This is a genomic window from Rhizobium sp. PP-CC-3G-465 (genome assembly GCF_004343445.1).
Classification (GTDB): Bacteria; Pseudomonadota; Alphaproteobacteria; order Rhizobiales; family Rhizobiaceae; genus Ferranicluibacter; species Ferranicluibacter rubi.
This window is the reverse complement of record NZ_SLYH01000004.1, coordinates 347,431-372,570: the sequence shown is the minus strand read 5'-3', so window position 1 is coordinate 372,570 and position 25,140 is coordinate 347,431. Positions and strand designations below refer to the sequence as shown.

The following is a 25,140-nucleotide window of genomic DNA, read 5'->3' as shown; positions in this document are numbered from 1 at the left end:
CCTCCGCAGCTTGGTTTGACCGCCGATAAACCGGCTCCGCGCACGGAGCCGGTTTCTGCGTGAGACGATCAGAACTTCAGGATCTGCCCGGCAGCCGACAACTTCTTGCGCAGATCGTTGACATTGACCTTGTTCACATTGCCCGACGGCGCCAACGCCGCCGCAGCTCCGGCCGCCTGTCCCAGCACCATGAATGTCGGTTCCACGCGTACGGAGGTGAAGGCGGCATGGCTCGAGGAAATGGCGACGGGGACGATGAGGTTCGTCACCTGCGCGGCCTTCGGCAGCATGGCGCGATACGGGATTTCGTAGGGGCCGACGCCGATGCTTTCGCGCGATTCATCCGCAACGTAATCGTTCAGCACGGTGCGGATCATACCATGCTCATCCATCGGATAGAAGCCGAGACCGATCGTGTCCTTATACTTCGTCTTCTTGACGAGTTCCTTTTGTGTCAGAACGAATTGTCCGATCAGACGTCGCGCCTGCCGAACGTACATCTGGTAAGGCAAACCGCCATTATCGGTAAACTCGTCGGCGCAGTACCCAAACTTCGTCATGTACTGTCTGACACTTTCCGGGACGCGAGGATCTGTTTGGCCGAACCACATCAACCCTGCGATATGGTTGCGAACCTTGGCGCGGATTTGCTCGCGCACGGCCTCCGTCCCCACCGTGTAGTCGTAACCGATATGCCAGACATTGGTGGAGAAATAGCGCAACGAGTTGACATCCAGCTTGTTGCGAACTGTCAGAGTTCGACCAACGAAGTAAGCCTCGTCGATACCCAACCCGGCCTTTTGCATGGCGGCGAAAAAACGCGCTGTCGTTTCATACTGGACCGGATCGTAGCCGTCAGGCTTGGAGAACGGGATGCGATTGTCGGCGGTGTCGGTGACGCAAAGACGATAATTGAACGCCATCATGCTAGTGTCAGCCGAGCCGAGCGGCTTTTGCCCAACGCCGATGACACCGGGCAGAAGTCCACTCTGAGAGTTGCCGGGGATGACGTAGGGGTCGACGAGGATCTGCTTGTTGGCAACCAGCGGACGTGCAAGCTTCTGCACGCCTGCAGCCGTCTCACCATATTTTTTGCGACTTTCACGCCCGATCACCGTATCGACTGCGGCCTTGAACATCAGGTCGCCTTCGTAGCTGGCGTCGATGAACACCGTCGCGCAATAGGCGTTGCCCGACACCATCGCAATCTCGGTGAGAGCCGCTTTGACCTTCGTGACCTTCAGAATCCGTTGGCCGAACTCGACATTGACCTTCGCCGTGGCGAGCATGTCATTAAACGTGGATTCCGCCCATTTTGACTCGAAATAGATACGGATCGGGTCCGGCGTACCATAATAGGCCTTCGCTTTGGCCAGAAACTCGGCGGTAATGCCGCCATAGACGTTCTTGCGCGGCGACGCGTCGGTCTTGGTCAGGCCATTGGACATCAAGCCGCCGATATGGGCCGTCGGCTCGAGCAGAATGACAGATTTCTTCAGGCGCGCGGCCTGTATCGCCGCGGTGATGCCCCCCGGTGTTCCCCCGTAAACGACGACATCGGCGCGCTGGCAACCAGCGGCCGCAGCCTGAGCGCTTCCGAACGTCAGAAGAAGCCCCAGAACGAAACAGGCGCGCTTTATCTGCAAAACAATATACATCATATCTCAACAACCCTCGACTTATGGAAGGGGTATCGAATACTTGCAGAAAAAACAACTGCTGGAAGAGTGCGTTGACGTCGGATTCGTCAGATTCCGGAAGACCTATTCGACGATATCCATGCGCCACGTTGTCCGCCCGAGCGAGATGGAAACGGTCGCCGGTGATGGAAGGGTAAGGCCTCCGCAAAGGGAGCCCGTGGTGACGACCATGCCCTGCCGCAATGTCCTGGTGGCGCGCCCGGCCTCGTTGGCATAGGCGACGAGCGCTGCCAGGGGATCGCTGTCCGGGTGCGCGCCCGGGGCGTCGAAGAGAGGTTGGTCGCCTGCGATGATGCGAAGGTCGTCCGCCCGGCCTTCATCAAGGACATCGGCGTCGAGCGCAGGCCCGAGACGATAGCCTGCATTGCTCATGAGGTCTGCAACCAGAAGTGCCGTGCGCCCCTGAGGGCCGCCGGCATAGCGACTGCGAACCAACTCGATTCCGATATGGACGGCAGCGATGGTGTCCCGGATCTCCTGCCGGGCGTAGGGCTCGGCGCGGACCGGAAGATCTCGACCGAGAACGAGCGCGATTTCGACCTCCAGCTTCAGCCCGGGCTGATACGGAAAGCTTGCCGCCTCGGTTACGGATAGCAACGGCGCGCTCAGCACACCGTCGCTTCGCAGGGAAAGCTTGTACCCCTTGGGGTCGATGCTCAGCCGACCAAGTATCGCCGACTGGATCGCATAGGCCTCAGCCAGATCCGGTTGCGGCACGGCGTCGATGTCAACGCTTCCGCCGTTTCGAATGGCCTCTGCCAGGATATCCGCCAAATTCATGCTCATCTCCCTCTCGCTTGCCCGCGTCCGACCGACCTATCGGTCCCTGTGGATCGGCTCTGCCACGAAAGGCCCGCCCTGGTAAAGCGAAGCAGGATCGTCTTTCGGCGGCGTGGGTATGGCGGCGTCGAGTTCGGCCCGGAATATCTCCGCATTATCTTTCGGGCGCCATCCGAGATAGGCGGCCGCGCTGTTGTCCCACCACGAGCAGTCATTATCCGAGACGCCCCAGATGATCGGGCAGCCGAGCAAGGGCGCGTGAAAGACCCGCCCGATCAGCGCTTCGAAATCGTCGAACGACATCCAGGTTGCGAGCATGCGGTGGTTCCGCGGCTTTTCGAAGCAGCTGCCGATGCGGACCAGTGCCGTCTCCTGCCCGAATTTCTCGTAGTACATCCGCGCCAGCGCCTCGCCGAAGCATTTTGAGACGCCATAAAGACCATCAGGACGCATCGGCGATGTCGTGTCGATATGCTCATCCTGGCGGTAGAAGCCGATCGTATGATTGGAGCTTGCAAAGAGAATGCGTGGCTGGCCGTGTGCCTGTGCCGCCTCGTATAGGTTGTAGAGGCCGGCGATGTTGGCGTTGAGAATTTTCGAGAACGTGTCCTCGACCGAGATGCCGCCAAGGTGCAGAATGCCATCGCACCCTTCGACCAGCGCCATCACCGCGTCGGCATCGCCCAGGTCGCACGGCATCAGCTCTTCGTTCGGCGCGGCGTCTCCAAGGTCAGCGATATCGGACAGTCTGACGATGTCGGCCATCTTGCCTAGTCGCTCGCGCATCGCGCGGCCCAGCCCGCCCGCAGCGCCGGTTACCAGCATTCGTTTCAACGGTCATTCCTCCTGTGTTATCGAACTTATCATACAGGCTGCTGGAATCGCGTCAACAGATCGGCTATATCAGTGGCAGCGGATGCACGTATACTGCATCGAATATCAGTCGGAGACGCGAAGAATGAACAAGGCCCGCGCCACGGGAGGCACCCTGACGGCAAGGCTCGGAGAAAGCCTGCGCACCGCAATCGTGGACGGTCGCTTTCCGCCCGGCACCAAGCTTCCGAGTGAGGCGCAACTGGGCAAATCGCATGGCGTCAGCCGTACAGTGGTGCGCGAGGCGATCGCCAGCCTGCGCGCCGACCGGCTGGTCGATACGCGCCAGGGCGCCGGCGTCTTCGTTCTGGAGCCGCCGCAGCTCTTGGTGCCGGCTGCCCTTTCTCTGCAGACGATCGACCCGGCGCGCGTCTCCTCCATGATCGAGGTTCTGGAGCTGCGGACGGCCGTCGAGGTCGAATCCGCAGGTCTGGCAGCCCTTCGGCGCTCTCCGCTGCAGGAGGAAGTGATTCTGGAGCGGCACTATGCCGTTCGCGCCTGCCTCGAAGCGGGCACCTCAAGTTCAGAAGCAGATTTTGCGCTCCATCTCGCCATTGCAGAGGCCACGAACAATCCGCGTTTTCGCGATTTCCTCTCGATGATTGGCTCCAACGTCATCCCGCGGGCGGCCTTGCGCACCGGTGACGAGGAGACCGACCAGACGGCCTATCTCAAGCTGATCGACGAGGAGCATCGCGCCATCGTGTTCGCCATCTCCAACGGCGACGACGACGGCGCGCGCGAGGCCATGCGCCGCCACCTGCGCGGCAGCCAGACGCGCTATCGTTCGCTCCTGCGCGAGAACAGAAAAGCTGTATGACAGGTTATTGACACCCGTCTGACGAACTTGTAGATCTCGGGATGCCGGAGGAGGCAAAGAGGACATCCCGATGAACCCGCAAGACGTAAAGGTCGCGCTTGGCGCTGGCCTGTTGTCATTTCCCGTGACCCATTTTGATGGAAACGGAATTTTCCAGGCCGAGAGCTATCGCCGGCATGTCGAATGGCTGGCCGGTTTCCCGGCGCCCGTTCTGTTTGCGGCCGGCGGCACGGGCGAATTCTTCTCGCTTGCCCCGCGTGAAATTCCCGACATCATCCGCGCCGCAAAGGAAGCGGCCGGCAAGACCGCCATCGTGTCCGGCTGCGGCTATGGCACGGAGATCGCGATCGAAATCGCCCGCAGCGCGGAGAAGGCAGGCGCCGATGGCATCCTGCTTTTGCCCCACTACCTGATCGATGCGCCGCAGGACGGCATCTTCGAGCATGTCCGGCGCGTCTGCCAGTCGGTCGGCGTCGGCGTCATGGTCTACAACCGCGACAATTCGGTCATACAGGTCGATACGCTGCAGAAGCTCTGCGACGCCTGCCCCAACCTCATCGGTTTCAAGGATGGCACCGGCGATATCGGCCTCATCCGCCAGATCTCCGCCACCATGGGCGACCGGCTGACCTATCTCGGCGGCATGCCGACGGCGGAATTGTTCGCGGAAGCCTATCTGGCAGCGGGCTTCACCACTTATTCCTCGGCCGTCTTCAACTTCGTGCCGAAGCTCGCGGTCGAATTCTACGACGCCCTGCGCGGCGGCGACCGTGCGCGTTGCGAGACGATCCTGAAGGATTTCTTCTATCCCTTCATGGCACTTCGCAGCCGCCGCAAGGGCTATGCCGTTGCTGCCGTCAAGGCTGGCGTGCGGCTGCAAGGTTTCGATGCCGGCCCGGTTAGGCCGCCGCTTTCCGACCTGACGCCAGAGGAAGAAGGCATCCTCGACAAGCTGATCGACCCCTGGAGGCGTTGAGATGAAGATCGCGGCGGTCCACACCCATCTGCTGGAATACCGGCTGCCGACGCCGTTCGAGAGTGCGTCCATGCGGTTCGACCGGCGGGCGCATATCCTGGTCGAGGTGGTCTGCGACAACGGTCTCGTCGGCTGGGGCGAATGCCTCGGCCCTGCCCGGCCGAATGCCGCCGTGGTCAAGGCCTATACCCAGTGGCTGATCGGCGCCGACCCGCTGGAAACCGAAAAGATCTGGGCCGTGCTCTACAATGCTCTGCGCGACCAGGGCCAGCGCGGCCTTGCCATCACGGCGCTGTCCGGCATCGACATTGCGCTCTGGGACATCAAGGGCAAGCATTTCGGTGTGCCCGTCTCGACCCTCCTCGGCGGCCGCTTCCGCGAGAGCGTCAAGGCCTATGCCACCGGCAGTTTTAAGCGGGACGGCGTCAATCGGCTGGATGACAATGTCGCCGACATTACCCGCTATCAGCGCGAAGGTTTTCACGCGAGCAAGATCAAGATCGGCTTCGGCGTTGCCGAGGACCTTGCGATCGTGCGGGCTGTGCGCGATGCCGTCGGCCCGGAATTCCGCATCATGGTCGATGCCAATCATGGCTACGATGCACTGGACGCCATCCGCTTCGGCAACGCCGCGGCCGAACTCGATATCGACTGGTTCGAGGAACCTGTCGTGCCCGAGCAGCTTGCCGCCTATCGTGAGGTTCGCGATCGCCAGCCGATCCCGGTTGCAGGCGGCGAGACGTGGCACAGCCGCTGGGGAATGCGCGAACCCATCGAGACCCGCGCCGTCGATATCCTCCAGCCCGATCTTGCGGGCACCGGTGGTTTCACGGAGGCGCGACGGATCACGGATTTTGCAGCCCTTCACGGCGTGCGCGTCGTGCCGCATGTCTGGGGAACGGCAGTGCATATCGCCGCCGCCCTCCAGTTCATGGCAGCGATGGTGCCGAGCCCGATGCGCGTCAATCCGGTGGAGCCAATCCTCGAATTCGACCGCACGGAAAACCCGTTCCGGCAGGCGGTGGTGAAGACGCCGATCGACCATGTCGATGGTGTCGTCACGATCCCGAATGGCCCCGGTCTCGGCATCGAGATCGATCGCGATGCGCTGGCCGAATACCGCATGCCCGACGCAGGAAAGGACATCTAATGCTCGTCAGACCTCTTTCCGGACCAGCACCGAGGATCGCCTTCCCCGCAGGCTCCGTCGATTCGCAAATGCATATGTATCTGCCGGGATATCCGGCGCAGCCGGGCGGTCCTGACCTTCCGGCGGGCAGCCTGCCCGACGCCGATCAATACCGCGCCTTCATGAAATGGCTCGGTATCGACCGTGTCATGATCACACAGGGCAATGCCCATCAGCGCGACAACGGCAACCTCATCGCCTGCCTGACGGAGATGGGCGACGTCGCCCGCGGCGTTGCCGTCATCGATGCCGAGACGAGCGAAGGCGAACTCGATCGTCTCTCGGCCGCCGGCGTCGTCGGTGTGCGCATCATGGATCTCCCGGGCGGTGCCGTCGGCCTCGATGCTCTGGAAGCGGTCGATGCCAAGGCTGCAAGCCGTGGCTGGATGGTCGCCGTCCAGTTCGACGGCAACCGAATTCTCGACCATGTCGATCGGCTGAAGGCGCTGAAATCGCGCTGGGTGTTCGATCATCACGGCAAGTTCTTTGCAGGCGCCGCACCGGATGGCGCCGAGATCACGGCGCTGCGAGGGCTGATGGATGGCGGTCGGTGCTGGTTCAAATTCGCCGGCGTCTACGAGTCCTCCCGTTCCGGCGGACCTGACTATCCCGATGTCGCAGCCTTCTCGCGGGTTCTGGCAGTGCATGCGCCGGAGCGCATCGTCTGGGGCAGCAACTGGCCGCACAATCTGGCGAAGACGCAGGACGCCTATCCCGACGACATCGCTCTGGCCGATACGGTTCTCGGCTGGATCGGCGACGAAGCGGCCATTCGTCAGGCGCTGGTCGATAATCCGGTAGAACTGTTCGGCCTTCCCGCATGGCAGGCGGTCGAAAAGAGAATTTGACGCGGTCCGGCAGAGGAGAGCCGGATTTTTTGAAACGGTGGAGGAAACACATGAACATCGCAGGCAAACTGATCATGGCGCTGGGCATCGCCCTCGCCGCATCGACCGCACAGGCGCAGGAGATCACCCTGCGTTCCGCGGACATCCATCCCGATGGCTATCCGACCGTCGAGGCGGTCAAATATATGGGGCAGTTGCTCTCGGAACGGTCGAACGGCCGGATCAAGATCGACGTGTCCAACAATGCCGTTCTCGGCAACGAGAAGGACACGATCGAGCAGACGCGCTTCGGCGTCATCGACATGAACCGCGTCAACGCTGCGCCGTTCAATAATCTCGTGCCGGAAACCACGGTTCTCGGACTGCCTTTCCTGTTCCGCTCCACCGATCATATGCACCATACGGTGGATGGACCGATCGGCGATGAGGTGCTGAAGGCATTCGAGCCGCATGGCCTCGTCGGTCTTGCCTTCTACGACAGCGGCGCCCGGTCCTTCTACACCACCAAAAAGCCGATCGAGAAGCTGGACGATCTCAAGGGTATGAAGATCCGCGTCCAGCAGTCCGACCTCTGGATCGCCATGATGCAGGCCTTCGGCGCCAACCCGACGCCCATGCCGATGGGCGAGGTCTACTCGTCGTTGGAGACCGGCGTCGTGGATGGTGCCGAGAACAACTGGCCTTCCTACGAGTCCGCCCGCCACTTCGAGGTCGCGAAGAACTACACGCTGACCGAACATTCCCTGAACCCTGAGATCCTCGTCATTTCCAAGATCTCCTGGGACAAACTGACGCCCGAAGACCAGACTCTGCTGCGCCAGGCCGCCAAGGATTCGGTTGGCAAGATGCGGGAGCTGTGGACGGCGCGCGAAAAGGCCTCCGAGGAAAAGGTTCGCGCGGCCGGCAACAACGTCATCAAGGTCGACAAGAAGCCCTTCGCCGACGCGATGAAGCCCGTCTACGACCGCTTCGTCACCGATCCCGCCATGAAGGACCTGCTCGAGCGCGTCCAGGCCGTTCAATAATATCAGCGTCGACAGGCCCCGTGATGGGGCCTGTTTTTGCATATGCCGGCGCGGGCATTCCACCGGCTCTTTGGGAGGACTCTGCAATGCGGCATTTCATGTCGTCTGTGCGGCCGATTCTGGCCGCGCTCAACCGGACGGCGCTCTACCTCGCCGGCCTTGGGATCGTCGCGATGACGCTGATCATCGGCTGGCAGGTGTTCGGCCGCTATGTGCTGAACGACACGCCCAGCTGGTCGGAGCCGCTATCGCTGCATCTCATGTCCTGGTTCATTCTTTTGGGCGCCGCCGTCGGCGTTCGCGAGAGCGTGCATCTCGGCCTCGATCTGGTGCACCACATGGTCTCGCCCGCCGTCCAGAAGCTGATGGACCAGATCAGCCTTGGCCTCATCACCCTCTTCGGCATCGCCATGGCCTATTATGCGGTCCTCTTGGCTGCCGGCACGTGGAGCGCCCGCATTCCGGTTCTCGGATGGCCGGGCGGGGTGGATTTCATTCCCATGATCGTCGGTGGCGTGCTGATCTCGCTGTTTGCAGCAGAACGCTTCGTCGATGTGTCCCTCGGCCAGGAAGTCACCGACGTCGTCGTGCTGACGGAGATTGCGTAATGGCTTACACCATCCTTTTCGGCACGTTCACCACGCTGATGTTCATCGGCATGCCCATCGCCTTCTGCCTCGGCATCGCGTCGGTCGCCACCGTGCTCTATATGGGCCTGCCGCCGATCGTCGTGTTCCAGCAGATGAATTCCGGCATGAACGTCTTTGCGATGATGGCGATCCCGTTCTTCATTTTCGCGGGAGACCTCATGGTGCGCGGCGGCATTGCTACGCGTCTGATCCGCTTTGCCGCGGGCCTCGTCGGTCACCTCAAAGGCGGGCTCGGACAGGTCAACATCGTAGCCTCGACCCTCTTCGGCGGCATTTCCGGCTCGGCCGTTGCCGATGCCTCCGCCGTCGGCGGACTGATGATCCCGCAGATGGCGGCACGCGGCTATGATCGCGGCTATGCGGTCAACGTCACGGTCAATGCCGCGATCATCGCGCTGCTGATCCCGCCATCGCACAACATGATCCTCTATTCGATCGCTGCGGGCGGCAACGTCTCGGTCGCCGATCTCTTCACAGCCGGCATCGTTCCCGGCTTCATGCTGGCCGGCGCCCTGATGATCACGGCCTATATCGTCGCCCGCAGGCGCGGCTACCCCGCGGAACCCTTCCCCGGTTTCGCAAAGGTCGGCTATTACCTGCTGGCGTCGTTCCCCGGCCTGCTCCTGATCGGCATCATCTTCGGCGGCGTGCGCTCGGGTATCTTCACGGCTACGGAAAGCTCCTGCATCGCCGTGCTCTATGCCTTCCTCGTCGCCACCCTCGTCTATCGCGAACTCGACTGGTCCGGTTTCGTCGAGGCGGTGCTCGGGGCGGCCCGCACCACATCCATGGTGCTGCTCGTCATCGGCACGGCGGCCGCGTTCGGCTGGCTGATGGCCTTCCTGCAGGTCCAGACCCTGATGATCGCGGCGATCAGCGCCATCTCCGACAATCCGATTATCGTTCTCCTGGTCATCAACATCATCCTGCTGCTGCTCGGTACCTTCATGGACATGGCGCCGATGGTGATCATCGCGACACCGGTTCTCCTGCCCGTCGTCAAGGCATTCGGCGTCGATCCCGTCCATTTCGGCGTGGTGATGATCCTCAATGCCGGCATCGGGCTGAACACGCCGCCGGTGGGCACGGTCCTCTTCGTCGGTTGCGCGGTGGGCGGCATTTCCATCCGGGAGGCCATGAAGACGATCTGGCCATTCTTCGGTGCAAGCATCGCGGTGTTGTTGCTTGTCACTTACATTCCCGCGCTCTCCCTCTGGCTCCCGGCTGTGTTCCGATAGGGGCGCACGTATCGCCACCTATTCCCGCGCCCTGCATTTCGCGATGCAGGGCATTTTCGCATGCGCCGAACGCGCGGAAAGGTGATGGACGCCAGAACCGGTGACCGAAACGACCATACTCAAGCAACAAAGGCGAAAACCTCCAGAAACGGAAAAGCCTGCCGCGGGAGGAGGTGCGGCAGGCTTTCCGAAAAAACCGAACATGGGCTGGGAGGAGGAGTGCCGATGTTCGAACAGACGTCCCTGGGAGGAGGAGTGGAGCGTCTGCGGAACGAAGCTTTGCGGGAGGAGGTGCATCGCTTCGTCGGATCTGAGTATACGGATTTTGGCGACATCTCCCAGAGACGTCTTTGCAGTGCAGCCATGCGGTAGAAGCAGGACTCGCAAAGAGGATCCTCAAGATCAGGTGCGAAAACGGTCGAAGGCCGTCAGCCGCCGCATGGGCGGATCGGCTTCGGGATAGCGGTAGATCTCGCTGCGCAGGAACCGCAGTTCCTCGTCCACGGCCTCCTCGGCGATCTCGATCCACCAGGATTTCGGTCGACCGTCACTGCCGTCCGCCCAGCGATAGCCCCGTGCCTTCAGGTGGTCCTTCATATCGAAAGGGCTGTGCTCGGCATAGATGCGCACGCGGCTGGCCTGGCTTGCCTCATGCAGTTCGGCAAAGGCCGTGGGAACGCCATCGACTGCACGGTTCAGCACTTCGAGAAGCGCGAAGCAATCGTCCACCGCCCGGTGCCCCTCATGAAAGAACCCGGCCTGACCGATGAGATAACCGAGCTTGGTGCCCTCATAGCCGCGTGCCGACCAGTCGATCTCCGCATTCGAGCAGGCCCATGCCTTGCGTTCAAAAACAGGGTGGAAGGTCTCGCAGAAAGGCCGGTCGAAGGCTGCGTTATGGGCGATGATAAGGTCGGCGGGCGCCATCATGGCTTCCAGAGCCGCCACGTCGATCTGCTGCCCCTCGACCATCTCGTCCGTGATCCCCGTCAGACGCGTAATCTCCAAGGGAATAGGCGCCAGAGGCTGCCGCAAGCCACCGAAGACGCCGGTGATGTCCCCGATGTCGCCGCTCGCATTATACGTGAACGCAATGGCGCCGATCTCGATGATCTCGTTGCGGCGATGATCAAGGCCGGTCGTTTCCGTATCCAGAATGACGCCGCGCAGCGGGAAGCCCGGCCGCGGCTTCGTGGTGACCGCGCGTGGCTCCAGCTTGCGCAGGATTCGGTAGCGTCCGGTACGGGTCAATTGCTCGACAAGGCTCGCTTCCGCTGCCGGGCCGGACGGCAATAGCGCCGGCCGCGCGCGTCGTGTCGCCGGTCGTGCCATCTCGCGCGCCTCATGCGCAAACATATCGAACTGCACTGCCATTGGCCGCCTCTTATGCCCGTCTCGTCCTTTGAGTCTATCGGGACTCGCTCAGATCAGTATAACTCGATGACAGGTCAACGTCAGGAGCAAGCCCGTGGAAACCACTGAAATCGGCAGCCGCAGCGACTTTGCGCTCTGGGCGATCCAGCGCGCACAGGAGATCGTCACCAGCGAGGGCGCCGCCTTCGCGATCGCCGCGCGCGACATGAACGACGATGCTCTGGCCGCCACCGCCGCAGCGCTGGGCACTGCGATTTCCGAGGCGATGCTCGAAGTCTTCGACGGGCTGATCGGCGACTGAGCAAGCCTGTCGATGGCCATCGTCAAGTTTCCATCAATTTCAGACGGATACGCCCTTCCCTTCACAGGGAACCGCCATATCTCACTTTCTAGCGTCCTGGAGGCATTTCCGGAGGCCTTTAATGTAAGGAGTTGGGGTTATGGGAAGTTCTGCACTGATCAGCATCCTGATCACGTTTCTCGTCGTTGTTCTGGTTCTCTATCTTGTCGCACGTCTGCCGATCGATGGCCGTGCGAAGCAGATCGTCCAGATCATCGTTATCATCATCGGCATTATCTCGCTGCTGAAGTATCTCGCCGTTTTCTAGGCGACGTGTGATCGATGAGACTAAACAGGTCCGGCCTTCCGTCGGGCCTGTTTTCATTTATGTTACTCAAGCTTTTTTATTCGAACTTCTCATGGGCATCCGCCTTCCCCATGACCCAGTAGCCGGCCGCTTTCAGCCAGCCCTGCGGCAGGCCGCGCCGTTCGACCTCGGCGCGCAGGGCGCGGGTGACGGAGGCTTCCGCCGCGATCCAGACGAAGGTTCCCGGTTCGATCGTGACGGTCTTCAGAAGGTCGAGAAGTGGAGTTGCGTCGTTCGCCGACGCCAGGGAGCGATAGGCCCAGAGCGCATTCAGCGATGCTTTCGTTTCGAACAGCTGCCTTTCCTCAGGACCGGCAACCGCCACGAGACTCGTCATGACATGCTCAGACCCAGCTTCCTCGATCCGGCGGCCGATCGCCGGCAGGGCCGTCTCGTCGCCGATAAGCAACCACCGCTTCACCTCCGGAGAGACAACGGCCGAACCGCGGGGGCCGCCAATCTGCAGTTCGTCACCGATCTTCGCGTTCACAGCCCACTGCGTTGCCGGGCCTGCGTCATGGACAGCGAAGTCGATGACGAGGCTGCCGGTTTCGGCATCATAATGACGCGGCGTGTAGTCGCGACGCTCCTCCTCGCCGACGGTCGATGGCAGCAGGATCTTCACATGGTCGTCGGGAGACAGGCTCGTGAAGCCGGCAAGGTCTTCACCACCAAGGGTGATCCGCAACATGGCGGGCGTCACGTATTCGATGGCGGAAACCGTGAGCTTTCGGCGGGTGAGCACGTGGCGGACGCCCTCGATGTGCGGCGGCGGCTCGGCAGATGTGACCGTTGAATATGTCATGGTCGGGCGTCCTTTCAGAAGACACGGAGACGAGGGTTCGGTCTGTCGGAGCACCCACCCGTTGGGCACCTGTTTGACATTCCGATATATCGTGATATATCCACGATATGACAAATAATCAACAGACATCCTCACCTGAAACAGCCGGCATACTTTCCCCGGAGCCTCGGACGGAAATTCGCGACCCCGCAGCCGAATCTCCCGCCGAGCATTCCCATGAGGGAAAGCATGCCCATCACGGAAAGCACGAGCGACACGGCCATGGACACCGTGGCGGACCCCGCGGGGAGCATGGTGACCACGGCGAACGGCACGGCCGGCATGGTGGACATGAGGGAGAGCGGCGCGGCGGGCGGCATCGCCTGTTTGACTACGGTGAATTTCGCCTGCTTCTTCTTGCAATGATCGCGGACCGTCCGAGCCATGGCTACGAGCTGATCAAGGCCGTCGAGGAGAGGTCGGGCGGCAACTACGTCCCCAGCCCGGGCGTCGCTTACCCCACCCTCGCCTGGCTCGACGACATGGGCTATGCGGTGATCGAGCCGGAAGAAAAAGGCCGGAAGCTCTATCGCATCACTGCGGAAGGACAGACGTTCCTGATGGAAAACCGTGAGATGGCGGATATTCTGCTCGCCCGGCTCTCGCCCTCGGCCCGTGGACACATTCCACCGCCTGTTCTGCGCGCCATGGAGAATGTCAAATTCGCGCTGCGCCTCCGACTGAAGCAGGAAACGGTCGATGCCGAGACCATCGAGGCGATCGCCTCGGCGCTCGATGCGGCCGCGAAAGCCATCGAGCGTAGCTGAAAGACATCGTGTTACGTGCGGCGCCTTGGACGATAGGGAGTGCACGACGATGTCGAGCCCTGCTCAAAGCAAAACCGGCCCTGAGAAGGGGCCGGTTTCCGATCTCCAAAGCGCAAGCCGACGGTCGCCGGCGTTCGTTCGGATCAATCGTTGTATACTGGCAGCTGTGCCGCAGCGGCGGAATCGATATCGACGACCAGACGCAGACCATTCTGCTTGACCTTGTCGAGCGCGACCACACGATGCTCGCGGCCAAGATTGGCGCTGCGTTCGAAATCGATGGCCACGCCGGTCGGGGTCATCTTGTCGCTGCCCACGACGTCCTCGATCTCGCCAATCTTCTGGCCGGCCGCATTGTAGACGTTCATGCTTTCCAGATCGTCTGCCGTAACGTTGAAGCCCGGAACCATCGTCTTTCCCGACACGTCGACCAATGCCGTGGCCGGGGCCTGCGCGAAGGACGCTCCAGCGCCAGCGAGAAGAACAAGGGTCATGGTTGCGATGCGGGTATTGCGCTTTGTCATGGTGACTCCGTCTTATAGGATGATGACGCAGACCACGATCGGCGCAGCCTGCAGCCCGGAGAAGGCGCAAACCACTCGATAGGTTCCCCTAAAGATGTCGCTCGACGATCACGACGCTGTCAGCGACGAGACCCCGCTGCCTTCCAGCGTGCCGAGCGCAATCCGCTGACCATCCGGGCCGAACAGATGCAAGCGCTCCGCGGGAAAGCCGACCGTCAGGTCGGTGCCCGGTGCCAGAAGCGCCCGGTCGCTGGTGAAGATTTTGAACGGCAGCCCATGCACCGTAAGGTGCAGAATGATACCGAGCCCGGTCGGCTCGATCAGTTCGACGGACGCCGCAACGCCACCGGTCACTGGACGAATGGCGACATGCTCGGGACGGATGCCGAGCGTGACGGATGTTCCCTCGGCCAGATCCACCGCCTGCCCCAGCAAGATCGTCGTTCCGTTGGTGAGCTGTACAAGGCTCGTCCCGTTGTCGGAAATCATCGTGCCTTCCAGCATGTTCATGCCCGGCGAGCCGATGAAGCCGGCGACGAAGAGATTGGCAGGCCGGTCGTAGAGCTCGAGCGGCGCCCCGATCTGCTGCACCGAACCGGCATTCATCGCGACGATGCGCGATGCGAGCGTCATTGCCTCGATCTGGTCGTGGGTAACGTAGACGGAGGTCGCGCCGAATTCGGCGTGCATGCGCTTGATCTCGGCCCGCATCTGCTCGCGCAGGCGTGCATCGAGATTGGAGAGCGGCTCGTCGAACAGGAAGGCCTTCGGCTGGCGGACGATGGCGCGGCCCATGGCGACGCGCTGCCGCTGTCCACCGGAGAGGGCCTTGGGGCGCCGGCCGAGGAAGGGATCGAGGCCGAGCTTGGCCGACGCGGCGGCAACGGCGGCGGCGATCTTCTCCTTCGGCGTGCGGCGCAGGCGCAGGCTGTAGCTCATATTGTCGGCGACCGTCATGTGCGGATAGAGCGCATAGGACTGAAACACCATGGCGATGTCGCGGTCCTTGGGTTTGAGATCGTTGACCTCGCGCCCGTCGATCGACATCGTTCCGGACGAGATCGATTCCAGCCCCGCGATCATCCGCAGCAGAGTGGACTTGCCGCAGCCGGAAGGGCCGACGAGAACGATGAACTCGCCATCCTGTATCGACAGATCGACGCCGTGGAGCACCGGGTGGTCTCCATAGGTCTTGACGATATCGCGCATTTCGATAGAGGCCATGGATTACCCTTTCACCGCGCCGGCCGTCAGGCCCTGCACGAGATACCGCTGGATCAGGAGGAAGAAGAGGCAGGCCGGCACCAGCGCCATGACGCCCGCGGCCATCATCTGCCCGAAATCGACGGAGAATTTCGACACGAAGGTGAGAAGCCCGACCGGGAATGTCGCGCTGTCGTTGCCCGAGATCAGCATGAGCGCGAACAGCAGCTCGCTCCATGCGGCCGTGAAGACGAAGCCGAGTGTGGCGGCAATGCCGGGCAGTGTCAGCGGCAGGATGATCTGGCGGAAGGCGGTGAACCGGCTTGCCCCGTCGATCATCGCCGCATCCTCCAGATCCCTCGGAATGCCATCGAAGAAGGATTGCATGAGGAAGGTCGCAAACGGCACGTTAAAGGCGGTGTAGACGATGATGAGGCCCGTGAGGCTGTTGGTAAGCCCAAGCGGCGAGAGCATCTTGAAGATCGGCGCGACCAGCATGACCAGCGGAAACATCTGTGTAATCAGCATCAGCGCCACGACGGCATATTTGCCCCGGAAGACGAAGCGGGAGAGCGCATAGCCCGAGAGCGACGAGATCAGCGTGACGGCCAGCGCCGTCGAACCGGCGACGATCAGGCTGTTGCGGAAGAAGATCGGGAAAGCGCTGTTTTCGAGGACGTAGCGGTAATGCTCGAGCGTCGCATGCGACGGCCACATGCGCACGCCTTCGCTATAGAGCAGGTCGTTCGGCGTCACCGAGACCTTGAGCAGCCAGTAGAGCGGGAACAGCGCGAAGACGACATAGGCGAGAATGGCCAGGCGATGCGCGATGGTGAGGAGGATGCTCATGGTCAATCCTTCTCGATCAGGCGCTGGCGAATGACGACGATCACCATGGAGTAGGCGAGAAGCAGGACGAGGAGGACAAGCGCGATGGCCGAGGCATAGCCGAAATCGAGCCGCTTGAACGCCTGCGTGAAGATGTAGCTCGCGACGATCTGGGTGCGGTCGGCCGGGCCGCCATTGGTCATGACGATGATGAGATCGGCGAAGTTGGCGATCCAGACCGTGCGCAGGAGGACCGTGATGGCGATGGTCGGCGCGAGGAAGGGCAGCGTGATCGAGGTGAAGCGCTGCAACGGATTGGCGCCGTCGATCGCGGCGGCTTCATAGAGATCGCGCGGGATGGCTTGAAGGGCGGCGAGCAAGGTGATCGCGAAGAACGGAATGCCCCACCAGACATTGGCAATGATCGGCCCCCACATGGCGAGATGCGGATCGGCAAGGATGTTGTTCGGCGCCGACATGATGCCGAGCGAGACCATCCAGTGCGGCAGCGGGCCGATGACCGGATTGAACATCCACGCCCAGTTGAGCCCAGCAAGGAAAGTGGGCACGGCCCAGGGCAGAAAGACCAGCGCCTGTGCGAGGCCGCGTCCGGCAAACGGCTTGTCGAGGAGAAGCGCCAGAATGAGGCCAAAGAAGAACTGGAGAAAGACGGAGGCTCCGGTCCACCAGAGCGTATTGCGCAGTGCGCGATAGAAGGCCGTATCCTGCGAAAGCTCGCGAAAATGATCGAGCCCGACGAATCCCCCGGAGAACGGATTGAGCAGCTGGATATCGCGGAACGCGTAGGACAGGCCGAGTATAAGCGGCACCAGCATGACGGCGATGATAAGCACGAGCACGGGTGCCGTGTAGAGCCATGGCTCGGCGGCATCGGCAAGCCGGCGTGCGAAAGGCTTGCGCGGGCGCGGGCGGCTGCCGGTCGTGGAAAGGGTCATGGAGTCGTCACCTGAAGGTCCGGCGCTCATGTTTGTCAGGGATAAGTGGAAGCCGGTTATCCTGAAAAGACAAACGAAAACAATAAAAGCGAGAGTCTGGCTGGCTCAGATTGAGCCTGAAAGACTGTAGCGTGAAGGCGAAGCCCGGCGCGCAGCGGAAGGACCGCGCGCCGGGCTCTCGACGAGGGATTATTTCGACGCGAGGAACTTCTTCTGCGCCTTCGTCATGTAGTCCGCCCACTGCTTGCCAAGCTCTTCCGGCGTGATGTCGCCGAGCAGCGCTTCCTGCGAGGTCTTGATGACCAGCGAGTCCTTGAAGAAAGCGAATTCCTCAAGATAGGTCGGCATGGTCGTCGGCACGGCGTTCGTGTCGGCAAGCTCCGCAAACCAGCCCTTGAACTGTTCGCTCTGATAGAACGGGTCCTTCTCGGCGGTCGTCAGAGCCGGCAGGGCGCCGGTCTTCTTGTTCCACTCGATATTGCCTTCCGGCCCTTCGAGCGTGGAGATGAGCTTCCAGGAGAGATCCTTGTTGGCAGACGAGGCCATCATCGACCAGCCGGCAAAGCCGATGGTCGGGAAGGTCTTGCCGTCCGGGCCCTTCGGCATGGTCATGACGCCGAAGTCCTCGGCCTTCATACGCTGCGCAATCGCGATCAGGGCGTCCGGGTCCTGATCGAGGAAGGCGCAGGTGCCGGAGTAGAAGCCGGCGACGATCTCGTTGAAGCCCCAGTTGACGCTGTCCTTCGGAGCATAGCCATTCTTGTAGAGATCGACCACATAGGTCAGGCCCTTGATCCAACCGGGGCTGTCGAAGGTCGAGGTGCCGTCTTCGTTGAAGAAGCTGTTGGACCCGGCCATGCTGGCGCCGAACATGACCCAGCCATTCAAACCTCCCGGGCCGCCGCGCAGGCAGTAGCCATACTTGCCGGGGATGGCGGAAACCTTCTTGGAGGCCTCGGCGAACGCTTCCAGCGTCTTCGGCGGTTCGGTGACGCCGGCCTGTTCGAGCAGCTTCTTGTTGTAGAACATCGCCCGGAGATAGAAACCGTAGGGCAGCATATAGGCCGTGTCCTTGACGTCGCGGCCGAGCTCCAGCGTGCGGGCGCTGAGGTCCTTGGTGTATTCCCACTCTTTCAGATAGGGCTCCAGGCTCTCCAGCATGCCGTTATTGGCGTAGAGCGAGAGCCAGGTGTCCGGCATTTCGATGACGTCCGGCACATCGCCGGCCGAGACCATGGTCGCGAACTTCTGGAAGGCATCGCTCCAGGGCAGAGAAACGATCTCGACCTTCGTGCCCGGATTGGCGCTTTCGAATTTGGAGACGATGCTTTTCAGCGTCTCGGTACGCTCCGGGCTGGTGATGACTTCGACGAGCTTCAGGGTGGTATCGGCAAAAGCCGTTCCAGCCATCAGGGCGGTGAAGAGTGTGGCTGCGATCAGACGTTTCATGCTGTTCTCCCTTTTTTTGATTTGAATGTCAGTTTTAGGACGCGGCGGCGGATGTCGCGGCGTGGATGGCGGGCTCCAGATCGGCCCAGAGCGCTTCGGTTCCCTCCAGCCCCACGTGCAGGCGGACGGAGCGAGCGCTGATGCCGAAGGTGTGTGCGGAGTTCGGCTGCGCCTTCTGCTCCAGAACGACCTCGCCGGGAACGATCAGGCTTTCATGCCCGCCCCAGGATACGCCGAGCTTGAAGAGCCGAAGCCGATCGGCAAAGGCCCTGACATCGACACCCTCGCGGAAGATGAAAGAGAAGAGGCCGGACGTGCCGTTCAGCCCTGGCGGCAGGCGGTTGGCAAGCCCTGGATGGCACACGGTCTCCACCACATCCATCGCCTGAAGACGCGTCGCGATCTCCAGCGCGGACGCCTGATGCTGCTTCATGCGGATCGGCAGGGTGCGCAGGCCCCGCACAATGAGCCAGGCGTCGAACGGCGAGAGCTTGCCGCCGAGATAGGGATAGGCCTCGCCCCGGATGCGGTCGATCAGCGCCTTCGGGCCAGCCACGACGCCGGCGACGACATCGCTATGGCCGCCAAGATATTTGGAGGCGGAATGCAGCACGAGATCGCAGCCGAGCGACAATGGCTGCTGGAAGATCGGGCTTGCCCAGGAATTGTCGATGACCGAAATCGCGCCGTGACGGCGCGCGATGGCGCCGAGCGCGCCGACATCATGCGCCTCCATCACCCAGCTCGTCGGGCTTTCCATGTAGAAGAGCTTGGCGCCCGGCATGGCCGCTTCGACCGCCGCCTCGTCGCGACCGTCGACATAGGTGACCGCGATGTTCATGCGCTTGAAGAAGGTGCCGAACAGACGAAAAGCGTCGGGATAGAGATGGCGGACAGCGACGATCCGATCGCCGGGCTCGACAAAGGACAGGACCGTCGAGGAAATCGCCGCCATGCCGCTCGCAAAGGCGAGCGCATCCTCCGCGCCTTCGAGCTTTGCCAGCATTTCCTCGAACAGACGGACGGTCGGGTTCAGGCCGCGCGTATAGACCGGCCGGTTGCGTTCGCCGCGATAGGTCGCGACCATCTCGTCATAGCTCGAAAAGGTGAAGAGCGAGGTCTGCACGATCGGCGGCACGACGGCCTCGAAGGCATGGGTCTCGTCATGGGCGACGATCAGCGAGGCGGGATCGAAGAGATCGTGGCCTGGGGTCATTTCGACATGTCCTTGATATCTTCCTCGACGATGGCGAGGATCTTCAGCGTTTCCGTTCGCGCAGCTTCAGCGTTGCCTGCGGCGATCGCATCGAAGAGCGTCCGGTGGAAGGGAAAGGAGCGCGCCGCAAAATCCGGCCGATCGAAGGGCTTCGACCAGAAGCGCTCGAAACCGCCACGCATCTGCTCCAGCAGTTGCCGAAACAGCGGGTTGTGGGTGGCGTCGTAGATCGAGAGGTGGAACGCGAGATCGGCCTTGCCTGATGTGCCCTCGGCAAGATGCACGGTCTCCATTTCATCGAGGCGGGCTTCGATGGTCTTGAGGTCCGTTTCCGTCCGGCGGCGGGCGGCGGCCATGGAGGCCTCGACCTCGATACCGCGGCGAACCTCGAGCGTCATCAACAGGGCGTCGCGAAGGCCGACGGATTCGAACGAGAGCGGCATATGGACCGTGCCGGCGGAAATCGGCTTCAGCAGGTAATTGCCGCTACCCTTGCGGCTTTCGACCACTCCCAGAGCCTGAAACTTGCCGATCGCCTCACGGATGGTCGATCGGCCGACGCTGAGCGCCAGCATCAATTCGCGCTCGGCCGGCAATCTGTCCCCAGCCTTGAGGCCGGCATGCTCCACATACTGCGCCAGCGCCGTCTCGACTTGCTGCGCCCGGTTCATCGGCGGCAACGGCTCGATGCGCGTCGGTGCACGGGGCGACGCACTCACGACAAGGACTCGTTTAAAGAGAATTGGTCTGACATCCTGCCAATTGAGGATGGCTGTGATGGTTTGTCAAGACGCTGCAGTCGGAAGCTTTATGCTTTTTTGCTCATGGACATCTCATGCCCCATGGATGCCCGCCGTAGGCTGACTGTTGTGTAACCCATCAGCGAGGCCCACCGATAGCCGCCGCCGCAATCGCGTCGAGCTTCCGGGTATTGCCGAGGACGGGCTCGGCAATACCCGGGCGGCCATGCTGTTGCCTGCCTGCTGGCGTCATCGCGATCAGAAAGGAGAGGGATTTACGCGCCGGCCGGGGGAATGACGCCCTTGGTGAACAGGAAGCAGCCGTAGAACCGCGTTTCCCCCGTCGAGATGACGCAATAGGCCTTCTTCGCCAGATCGTAGAAGGCGAAGCGCTCGATCCCGTACATGGGGCAAGGCTTGCCCTCGGCACGGTCGATCTCCGCCTGAACCTCGCGCTGCACATCCGGCACCTCGTCCGGTGCGCCCATCACTTCCATGCGGCCCGCCGAATTCTGCAGCGGCGTATCCAGCGGCAGCACCGAGAGGATCGCGGCGATCGCCTGGGGTGCGCTCAGATTGGCCATCGTCAGCGGCCGCCCGATGACCGTCTGTCGCCCGACGCTATCGGTCGGAAAATTGGTGTCCGATATGACGAGCGTATCGCCATGCCCCATGGAGCGGAGTGCATGCAGCACGTCGGCGCCGAGCGCCGGATGAATATTCTTCAGCAAGAAAACCTCCCATTACGTCTTCGTCGCGGCTCCCGCCGCGATCTCTGAATGCCCACGTCACGGCTCCCGCCGTGAGGCCTTTGACGATGTAACGCTCCAGGAAGATTCCGGCCAGCACCAAAGGCATGATAGCGGTCATCGACCACCCGTTAACGCGCTGCGATCCCGTTTGGCTCGCGACAGCCCTGTTCAAGCTTTTCCCTGGCTGATATGTTCGTTATTTGTTCCCAAGTCCTCGGCGCGACGATTCTGCGTCTTGTTCCGGAACATGCAGGCAGGACGGGGAAGACGGCATGGCGGCAGTAGCCTATCTGGAGACGTTGAACGAGCGGCAGCGCCAAGCCGTCGAGCACGGCATCGTCTCCAACGGGACAACATCCGACACGGTCGCAGGTCCGCTGCTGATCATCGCGGGCGCCGGATCGGGCAAGACCAATACGCTCGCGCACCGCGTCGCCCATCTCATCGTTCACGGTGCCGATCCCCGGCGTATCCTTCTGCTGACCTTTTCGCGCCGCGCCGCGTCCGAGATGGCGCGGCGGGTCGAGCGGATCTGCCGGAAGGTGCTCGGCGCTAACGCGGGCGTTCTGACCGACGCCCTTTCCTGGTCCGGCACGTTTCATGGCATCGGCGCGCGCCTGCTGCGGATGTACGCCGAGCAGATCGGCCTCGATATCGATTTCACCATCCACGACCGTGAAGATAGTGCCGACCTGATGAACCTCGTGCGTCACGAACTCGGCTTCTCCAAGATGGAAAGCCGGTTTCCCACCAAGGGCACCTGCCTGTCCATCTATTCCCGGGTGGTGAATTCGCAGACACCGCTGACCGACGTGCTGCGCCTGCATTTTTCCTGGGTCGCCGGGTGGGAAGCGCAGCTGAAGACACTGTTTGCTGCCTATGTCGCCGCCAAGCAGGCCCAGAACGTGCTCGATTACGACGATCTCCTGCTCTACTGGGCGCAGATGGTGTCCGATCCCGGCCTTGCGCAGGATATCGGGGATCGTTTCGACCATGTGATGGTGGACGAGTATCAGGATACGAACCGGCTGCAGGCCTCGGTGCTGATGGCGCTGAAGCCCGGCGGTCGCGGCCTGACCGTGGTCGGCGACGACGCACAATCCATCTACGCCTTTCGCGCCGCCACCGTTCGCAACATCCTCGATTTCCCCGCCTCCTTCAGCCCGGCGGCGGATGTGATCACGCTCGACCGCAATTATCGTTCGACCCAGACCATTCTCGCCGCCGCCAATGGCGTCATCGATCTCGCGCGGGAACGGTTCACCAAGAATCTCTGGACGGAGCGCCAGTCGGCCGAGCGGCCGAAGCTGGTGACGGTGAAAGATGAGACGGATCAGGCCGCCTTCATCGTCGAACAGGTTTTGGCGAACCGCGAAACCGGCATGACGCTGAAGCAGCAGGCCGTGCTGTTCCGCTCGTCGAACCACAGCGGGCCGCTTGAAGTCGAACTGACGCGGCGCAATATTCCCTTCGTGAAGTTCGGCGGTTTGAAATTTCTCGATAGCGCGCATGTGAAGGACATGCTGGCCGTGCTGCGGTTCGCGCAGAACCCGCGCGACCGGGTGGCGGGCTTCCGGCTGCTGCAGATGCTGCCGGGCGTCGGCCCGCAGACGGTGGGCAAGATCCTCGATGCGATCGCGGCCGATCCCGAGCCGCTCGCAGCCCTGGCCGAAATCCCCGCTCCGCCCCGTGCCGGTGACGACTGGAGCCGCTTCGTCACCATGCTAGAAAGCCTGCGAAAGTCCGGCCCGGGCTGGCCGGCGGAGATCGGTCTCGCACGGATGTGGTACGAGCCGCATCTCGACCGCATCCACGAGGACGCCGAAACGCGCAAGGCGGACCTCCTGCAACTGGAGCAGATCGCCACCGGCTATGCCTCGCGTGAGCGCTTCCTGACCGAACTGACGCTCGATCCTCCGGATGCCACAAGCGACCAGGCCGGCGTGCCGCTGTTGGACGAGGATTATCTCATCCTCTCGACCATCCACTCCGCCAAGGGGCAGGAATGGCGGTCCGTCTTCATGCTGAACGTGGTCGATGGCTGCATCCCGTCCGATTTGGGAACCGGGACGACGCAGGAAATCGAGGAGGAGCGCCGCCTTCTCTATGTCGGCATGACGCGCGCGAAAGACAGTCTGGCGCTGATCACGCCGCAGCGCTTTTTCACCCACGGGCAGAACCCGCAGGGCGATCGGCATGTCTATGCCGCGCGAACCCGCTTCATTCCAGCGACGCTGCTCCAGTTCTTCGAGAGCGCGACCTGGCCGCTGGTATCAGCCTCCGCCTCGGAACGCAGCGCGCGGGAAATCCGCATCGACGTCGCCGCCCGCATGCGCGGCATGTGGAGCTAGGCCGTGCAGACGGGCGCTTCCGATAGGCCGGAAACGGCAGCAAGAGCGGCGGCCCGCGAGGCTCAGGATCTGGCAGAAGCGCTGGCCGCACCCGTTCCCGATGCTGTACCGGGGGAAAGCGTGGAGCCACGGGATGCCCCGGTGCGCAAAATCATCCATGTCGATATGGACGCCTTCTATGCCTCGGTCGAGCAGCGGGACAACCCGGAGCTTCGCGGCAAGCCCCTTGCCGTCGGCGGATCGGCTGCACGGGGCGTGGTGGCGGCAGCGAGCTACGAAGCCCGAGTGTTCGGCGTGCATTCCGCCATGGCGTCCGTCACCGCCAAGCGCAAATGCCCGGACTTGATCTTCGTCAAACCGCGTTTCGAGGTCTACCGCGCCGTGTCGCAGCAGATCCGGGAGATCTTTGCGGAATACACGCCTCTGATCGAGCCTCTATCGCTGGACGAGGCCTATCTCGATGTAACGGAAAACCTGAAAGGCATGGAGATCGCAACCGAGATCGCCGCCGAGATCCGCGCCCGGATCTTCGCCGCCACCGGTCTCACGGCCTCGGCGGGCATCAGCTATAACAAGTTCCTCGCCAAGATGGCGTCGGACCAGCGCAAGCCCAATGGTCAATTCGTCATCACGCCGAAGAACGGCCCGGCCTTCGTGGAGGCCCTGCCGGTCAAGAAATTCCACGGCGTGGGCCCGGCCACGGCCGAGCGGATGAAGAAGCACGGCATCGAGACGGGCCTTGATCTCAAAACGAAGCCGCTCGCCTATCTCCAGCAGCATTTCGGCAAATCCGGCGCGTATTTCCACGGGATCGCGCGCGGCATCGACGAGCGGCGCGTGCGGCCGGACCGTATTCGCAAGTCGGTCGGCGCCGAGGACACCTTTAGCGAGGACATATCCGACCTCGTCCTCGCCGAGGCCGAACTGCGCCCGCTGGCGGAGAAGGTCTGGCGGTACTGCGAGGCGCATGACATCACCGGCAAAACGGTGACGGTGAAGATCAAATACGCGGATTTCACGCAGGCGACGCGCGCGCGAACGCTGGCGGCGAACTTTGCTCGTATCGATGATGTTCTTGAGGTCGCCGACCAGTTGCTGGCGACGGTCCATCCCTTTCGCCGGCCTGTGCGGCTTCTCGGCGTAACGCTGTCATCGCTGACGACGAACGGCGCGAGTCCCGACACGAGCGAGGAACCGCAGCTCGATCTCGGTCTGTAGGTCTCTCGGCACTTGGGGAGCAGCAAGCAATAGGCTCAAAACGAAAAAGCCTGCCGCGGGAGGAGGTGCGGCAGGCTTTTCGATAAGAACCGAACAGCGACTGGGAGGAGGATGTCGCCATTCCTTCGAACGATCCTGGGAGGAGGAGGGGAGCGTTCGAACTACGAAGGGA

Annotated in this window: 26 protein-coding genes; 13 read left to right on the top strand and 13 right to left on the bottom strand. The window is 62.1% G+C overall.

The annotated features are described in order from the left end of the window. Positions 1 to 68: 68 nt before the first annotated feature. The 3 genes from C8J33_RS17665 to C8J33_RS17655 form a co-directional block, all read right to left on the bottom strand. A complete protein-coding gene (locus tag C8J33_RS17665) occupies positions 69 to 1,661 on the bottom strand; it encodes an FAD-dependent oxidoreductase (protein WP_110802450.1) in 1,593 nt (530 codons plus the stop codon). 102 nt (positions 1,662 to 1,763) lie between these two features. Next, positions 1,764 to 2,480, bottom strand: coding sequence for a hypothetical protein (locus C8J33_RS17660; RefSeq protein ID WP_110807735.1), 717 nt, complete (start codon positions 2,478 to 2,480; stop codon positions 1,764 to 1,766). Positions 2,481 to 2,516: 36 nt separating this feature from the next. After that, on the bottom strand, positions 2,517 to 3,314 hold the full coding sequence (locus tag C8J33_RS17655) for an NAD-dependent epimerase/dehydratase family protein (RefSeq protein ID WP_110802454.1): 798 nt from the start codon (positions 3,312 to 3,314) through the stop codon (positions 2,517 to 2,519). A gap of 124 nt (positions 3,315 to 3,438) precedes the next feature. On the opposite strand from C8J33_RS17655, the gene C8J33_RS17650 reads away from it, so the two are divergent. The 7 genes from C8J33_RS17650 (at position 3,439) to C8J33_RS17620 (ending at position 10,099) form a co-directional block, all read left to right on the top strand. Then, on the top strand, positions 3,439 to 4,173 hold the full coding sequence (locus tag C8J33_RS17650) for a FadR/GntR family transcriptional regulator (RefSeq protein WP_110802456.1): 735 nt from the start codon (positions 3,439 to 3,441) through the stop codon (positions 4,171 to 4,173). A gap of 70 nt (positions 4,174 to 4,243) precedes the next feature. Beyond that, entirely contained in the window at positions 4,244 to 5,149 is a 906-nt protein-coding gene (kdgD, locus tag C8J33_RS17645) for a 5-dehydro-4-deoxyglucarate dehydratase (RefSeq protein ID WP_132664984.1), read from the top strand. A 1-nt stretch (position 5,150) separates the two neighbouring features. Beyond that, positions 5,151 to 6,299 (top strand): mandelate racemase/muconate lactonizing enzyme family protein, encoded by a 1,149-nt coding sequence (locus tag C8J33_RS17640; protein ID WP_110802460.1) that lies wholly within the window; start codon positions 5,151 to 5,153, stop codon positions 6,297 to 6,299. Further along, positions 6,299 to 7,186, top strand: a complete 888-nt coding sequence (locus tag C8J33_RS17635) for an amidohydrolase family protein (protein WP_132664983.1) — start codon at positions 6,299 to 6,301, stop codon at positions 7,184 to 7,186. The genes C8J33_RS17640 and C8J33_RS17635 overlap by 1 nt, the downstream gene beginning before the upstream one ends. Positions 7,187 to 7,236: 50 nt before the next feature. Then, positions 7,237 to 8,211 carry a TRAP transporter substrate-binding protein gene (locus C8J33_RS17630; protein WP_110802464.1) on the top strand — a complete coding sequence of 325 codons (975 nt, stop codon included), beginning with the start codon at positions 7,237 to 7,239 and terminating at the stop codon, positions 8,209 to 8,211. Positions 8,212 to 8,297: 86 nt separating this feature from the next. Next, positions 8,298 to 8,819, top strand: coding sequence for a TRAP transporter small permease (locus tag C8J33_RS17625; RefSeq protein ID WP_110734815.1), 522 nt, complete (start codon positions 8,298 to 8,300; stop codon positions 8,817 to 8,819). Beyond that, entirely contained in the window at positions 8,819 to 10,099 is a 1,281-nt protein-coding gene (locus C8J33_RS17620) for a TRAP transporter large permease (RefSeq protein WP_110802466.1), read from the top strand. Before C8J33_RS17625 ends, C8J33_RS17620 begins: the two co-directional genes overlap by 1 nt. A 402-nt stretch (positions 10,100 to 10,501) precedes the next feature. Here C8J33_RS17620 and C8J33_RS17615 read toward each other — a convergent pair whose 3' ends face one another. Then, on the bottom strand, positions 10,502 to 11,473 hold the full coding sequence (locus tag C8J33_RS17615; RefSeq protein WP_110802468.1) for a 3'-5' exonuclease: 972 nt from the start codon (positions 11,471 to 11,473) through the stop codon (positions 10,502 to 10,504). A gap of 94 nt (positions 11,474 to 11,567) precedes the next feature. Between C8J33_RS17615 and C8J33_RS17610 the strand changes: the two genes are divergently transcribed. Next, positions 11,568 to 11,774, top strand: coding sequence for a hypothetical protein (locus C8J33_RS17610; RefSeq protein WP_110802470.1), 207 nt, complete (start codon positions 11,568 to 11,570; stop codon positions 11,772 to 11,774). 139 nt (positions 11,775 to 11,913) lie between these two features. Then, the gene (locus C8J33_RS17605) at positions 11,914 to 12,081 is read left to right on the top strand and encodes a Thivi_2564 family membrane protein (RefSeq protein ID WP_092936807.1); all 168 of its coding nucleotides are present in this window, start codon (positions 11,914 to 11,916) and stop codon (positions 12,079 to 12,081) included. A gap of 76 nt (positions 12,082 to 12,157) precedes the next feature. Here the strand turns inward: C8J33_RS17605 and C8J33_RS17600 are convergent, their stop codons facing one another. After that, a complete protein-coding gene (locus C8J33_RS17600) occupies positions 12,158 to 12,925 on the bottom strand; it encodes a siderophore-interacting protein (protein WP_132664982.1) in 768 nt (255 codons plus the stop codon). Positions 12,926 to 13,153: 228 nt separating this feature from the next. Here C8J33_RS17600 and C8J33_RS27340 point away from each other — a divergent pair, with 228 nt between their 5' ends. Beyond that, positions 13,154 to 13,330 carry a hypothetical protein gene (locus C8J33_RS27340; RefSeq protein ID WP_207901549.1) on the top strand — a complete coding sequence of 59 codons (177 nt, stop codon included), beginning with the start codon at positions 13,154 to 13,156 and terminating at the stop codon, positions 13,328 to 13,330. Further along, positions 13,327 to 13,731: a PadR family transcriptional regulator gene (locus tag C8J33_RS27335; RefSeq protein WP_207901548.1), complete on the top strand. Its 405-nt coding sequence runs from the start codon at positions 13,327 to 13,329 to the stop codon at positions 13,729 to 13,731. Before C8J33_RS27340 ends, C8J33_RS27335 begins: the two co-directional genes overlap by 4 nt. Before the next feature lie 143 nt (positions 13,732 to 13,874). Here the strand turns inward: C8J33_RS27335 and C8J33_RS17590 are convergent, their stop codons facing one another. The 8 genes from C8J33_RS17590 to C8J33_RS17555 all read right to left on the bottom strand — a co-directional run bounded on the left by C8J33_RS17590 (position 13,875) and on the right by C8J33_RS17555 (position 21,378). Then, on the bottom strand, positions 13,875 to 14,255 hold the full coding sequence (locus C8J33_RS17590) for a PRC-barrel domain-containing protein (protein WP_110802475.1): 381 nt from the start codon (positions 14,253 to 14,255) through the stop codon (positions 13,875 to 13,877). Between the two features lie 108 nt (positions 14,256 to 14,363). Continuing rightward, positions 14,364 to 15,479, bottom strand: coding sequence for an ABC transporter ATP-binding protein (locus C8J33_RS17585; protein WP_110802477.1), 1,116 nt, complete (start codon positions 15,477 to 15,479; stop codon positions 14,364 to 14,366). Between the two features lie 3 nt (positions 15,480 to 15,482). Next, positions 15,483 to 16,307 carry a carbohydrate ABC transporter permease gene (locus C8J33_RS17580; protein ID WP_110802479.1) on the bottom strand — a complete coding sequence of 275 codons (825 nt, stop codon included), beginning with the start codon at positions 16,305 to 16,307 and terminating at the stop codon, positions 15,483 to 15,485. A gap of 2 nt (positions 16,308 to 16,309) precedes the next feature. Beyond that, the gene (locus tag C8J33_RS17575) at positions 16,310 to 17,242 is read right to left on the bottom strand and encodes a carbohydrate ABC transporter permease (RefSeq protein ID WP_110728904.1); all 933 of its coding nucleotides are present in this window, start codon (positions 17,240 to 17,242) and stop codon (positions 16,310 to 16,312) included. Positions 17,243 to 17,431: 189 nt separating this feature from the next. Beyond that, positions 17,432 to 18,691, bottom strand: a complete 1,260-nt coding sequence (locus C8J33_RS17570; RefSeq protein ID WP_110802481.1) for an ABC transporter substrate-binding protein — start codon at positions 18,689 to 18,691, stop codon at positions 17,432 to 17,434. A 34-nt stretch (positions 18,692 to 18,725) separates the two neighbouring features. Then, on the bottom strand, positions 18,726 to 19,907 hold the full coding sequence (locus tag C8J33_RS17565; protein WP_110802484.1) for a PLP-dependent transferase: 1,182 nt from the start codon (positions 19,905 to 19,907) through the stop codon (positions 18,726 to 18,728). Next, positions 19,904 to 20,578, bottom strand: a complete 675-nt coding sequence (locus tag C8J33_RS17560) for a FadR/GntR family transcriptional regulator (protein ID WP_110802492.1) — start codon at positions 20,576 to 20,578, stop codon at positions 19,904 to 19,906. The genes C8J33_RS17565 and C8J33_RS17560 overlap by 4 nt, the downstream gene beginning before the upstream one ends. A gap of 344 nt (positions 20,579 to 20,922) precedes the next feature. Next, positions 20,923 to 21,378 (bottom strand): RbsD/FucU family protein, encoded by a 456-nt coding sequence (locus C8J33_RS17555; RefSeq protein WP_110728900.1) that lies wholly within the window; start codon positions 21,376 to 21,378, stop codon positions 20,923 to 20,925. 293 nt (positions 21,379 to 21,671) lie between these two features. Between C8J33_RS17555 and C8J33_RS17545 the strand changes: the two genes are divergently transcribed. Next, positions 21,672 to 23,750, top strand: a complete 2,079-nt coding sequence (locus C8J33_RS17545; protein WP_132664981.1) for an ATP-dependent helicase — start codon at positions 21,672 to 21,674, stop codon at positions 23,748 to 23,750. Between the two features lie 165 nt (positions 23,751 to 23,915). Then, on the top strand, positions 23,916 to 24,968 hold the full coding sequence (gene dinB, locus C8J33_RS17540; RefSeq protein WP_245420196.1) for a DNA polymerase IV: 1,053 nt from the start codon (positions 23,916 to 23,918) through the stop codon (positions 24,966 to 24,968). The last annotated feature ends 172 nt before the right edge of the window (positions 24,969 to 25,140 follow it).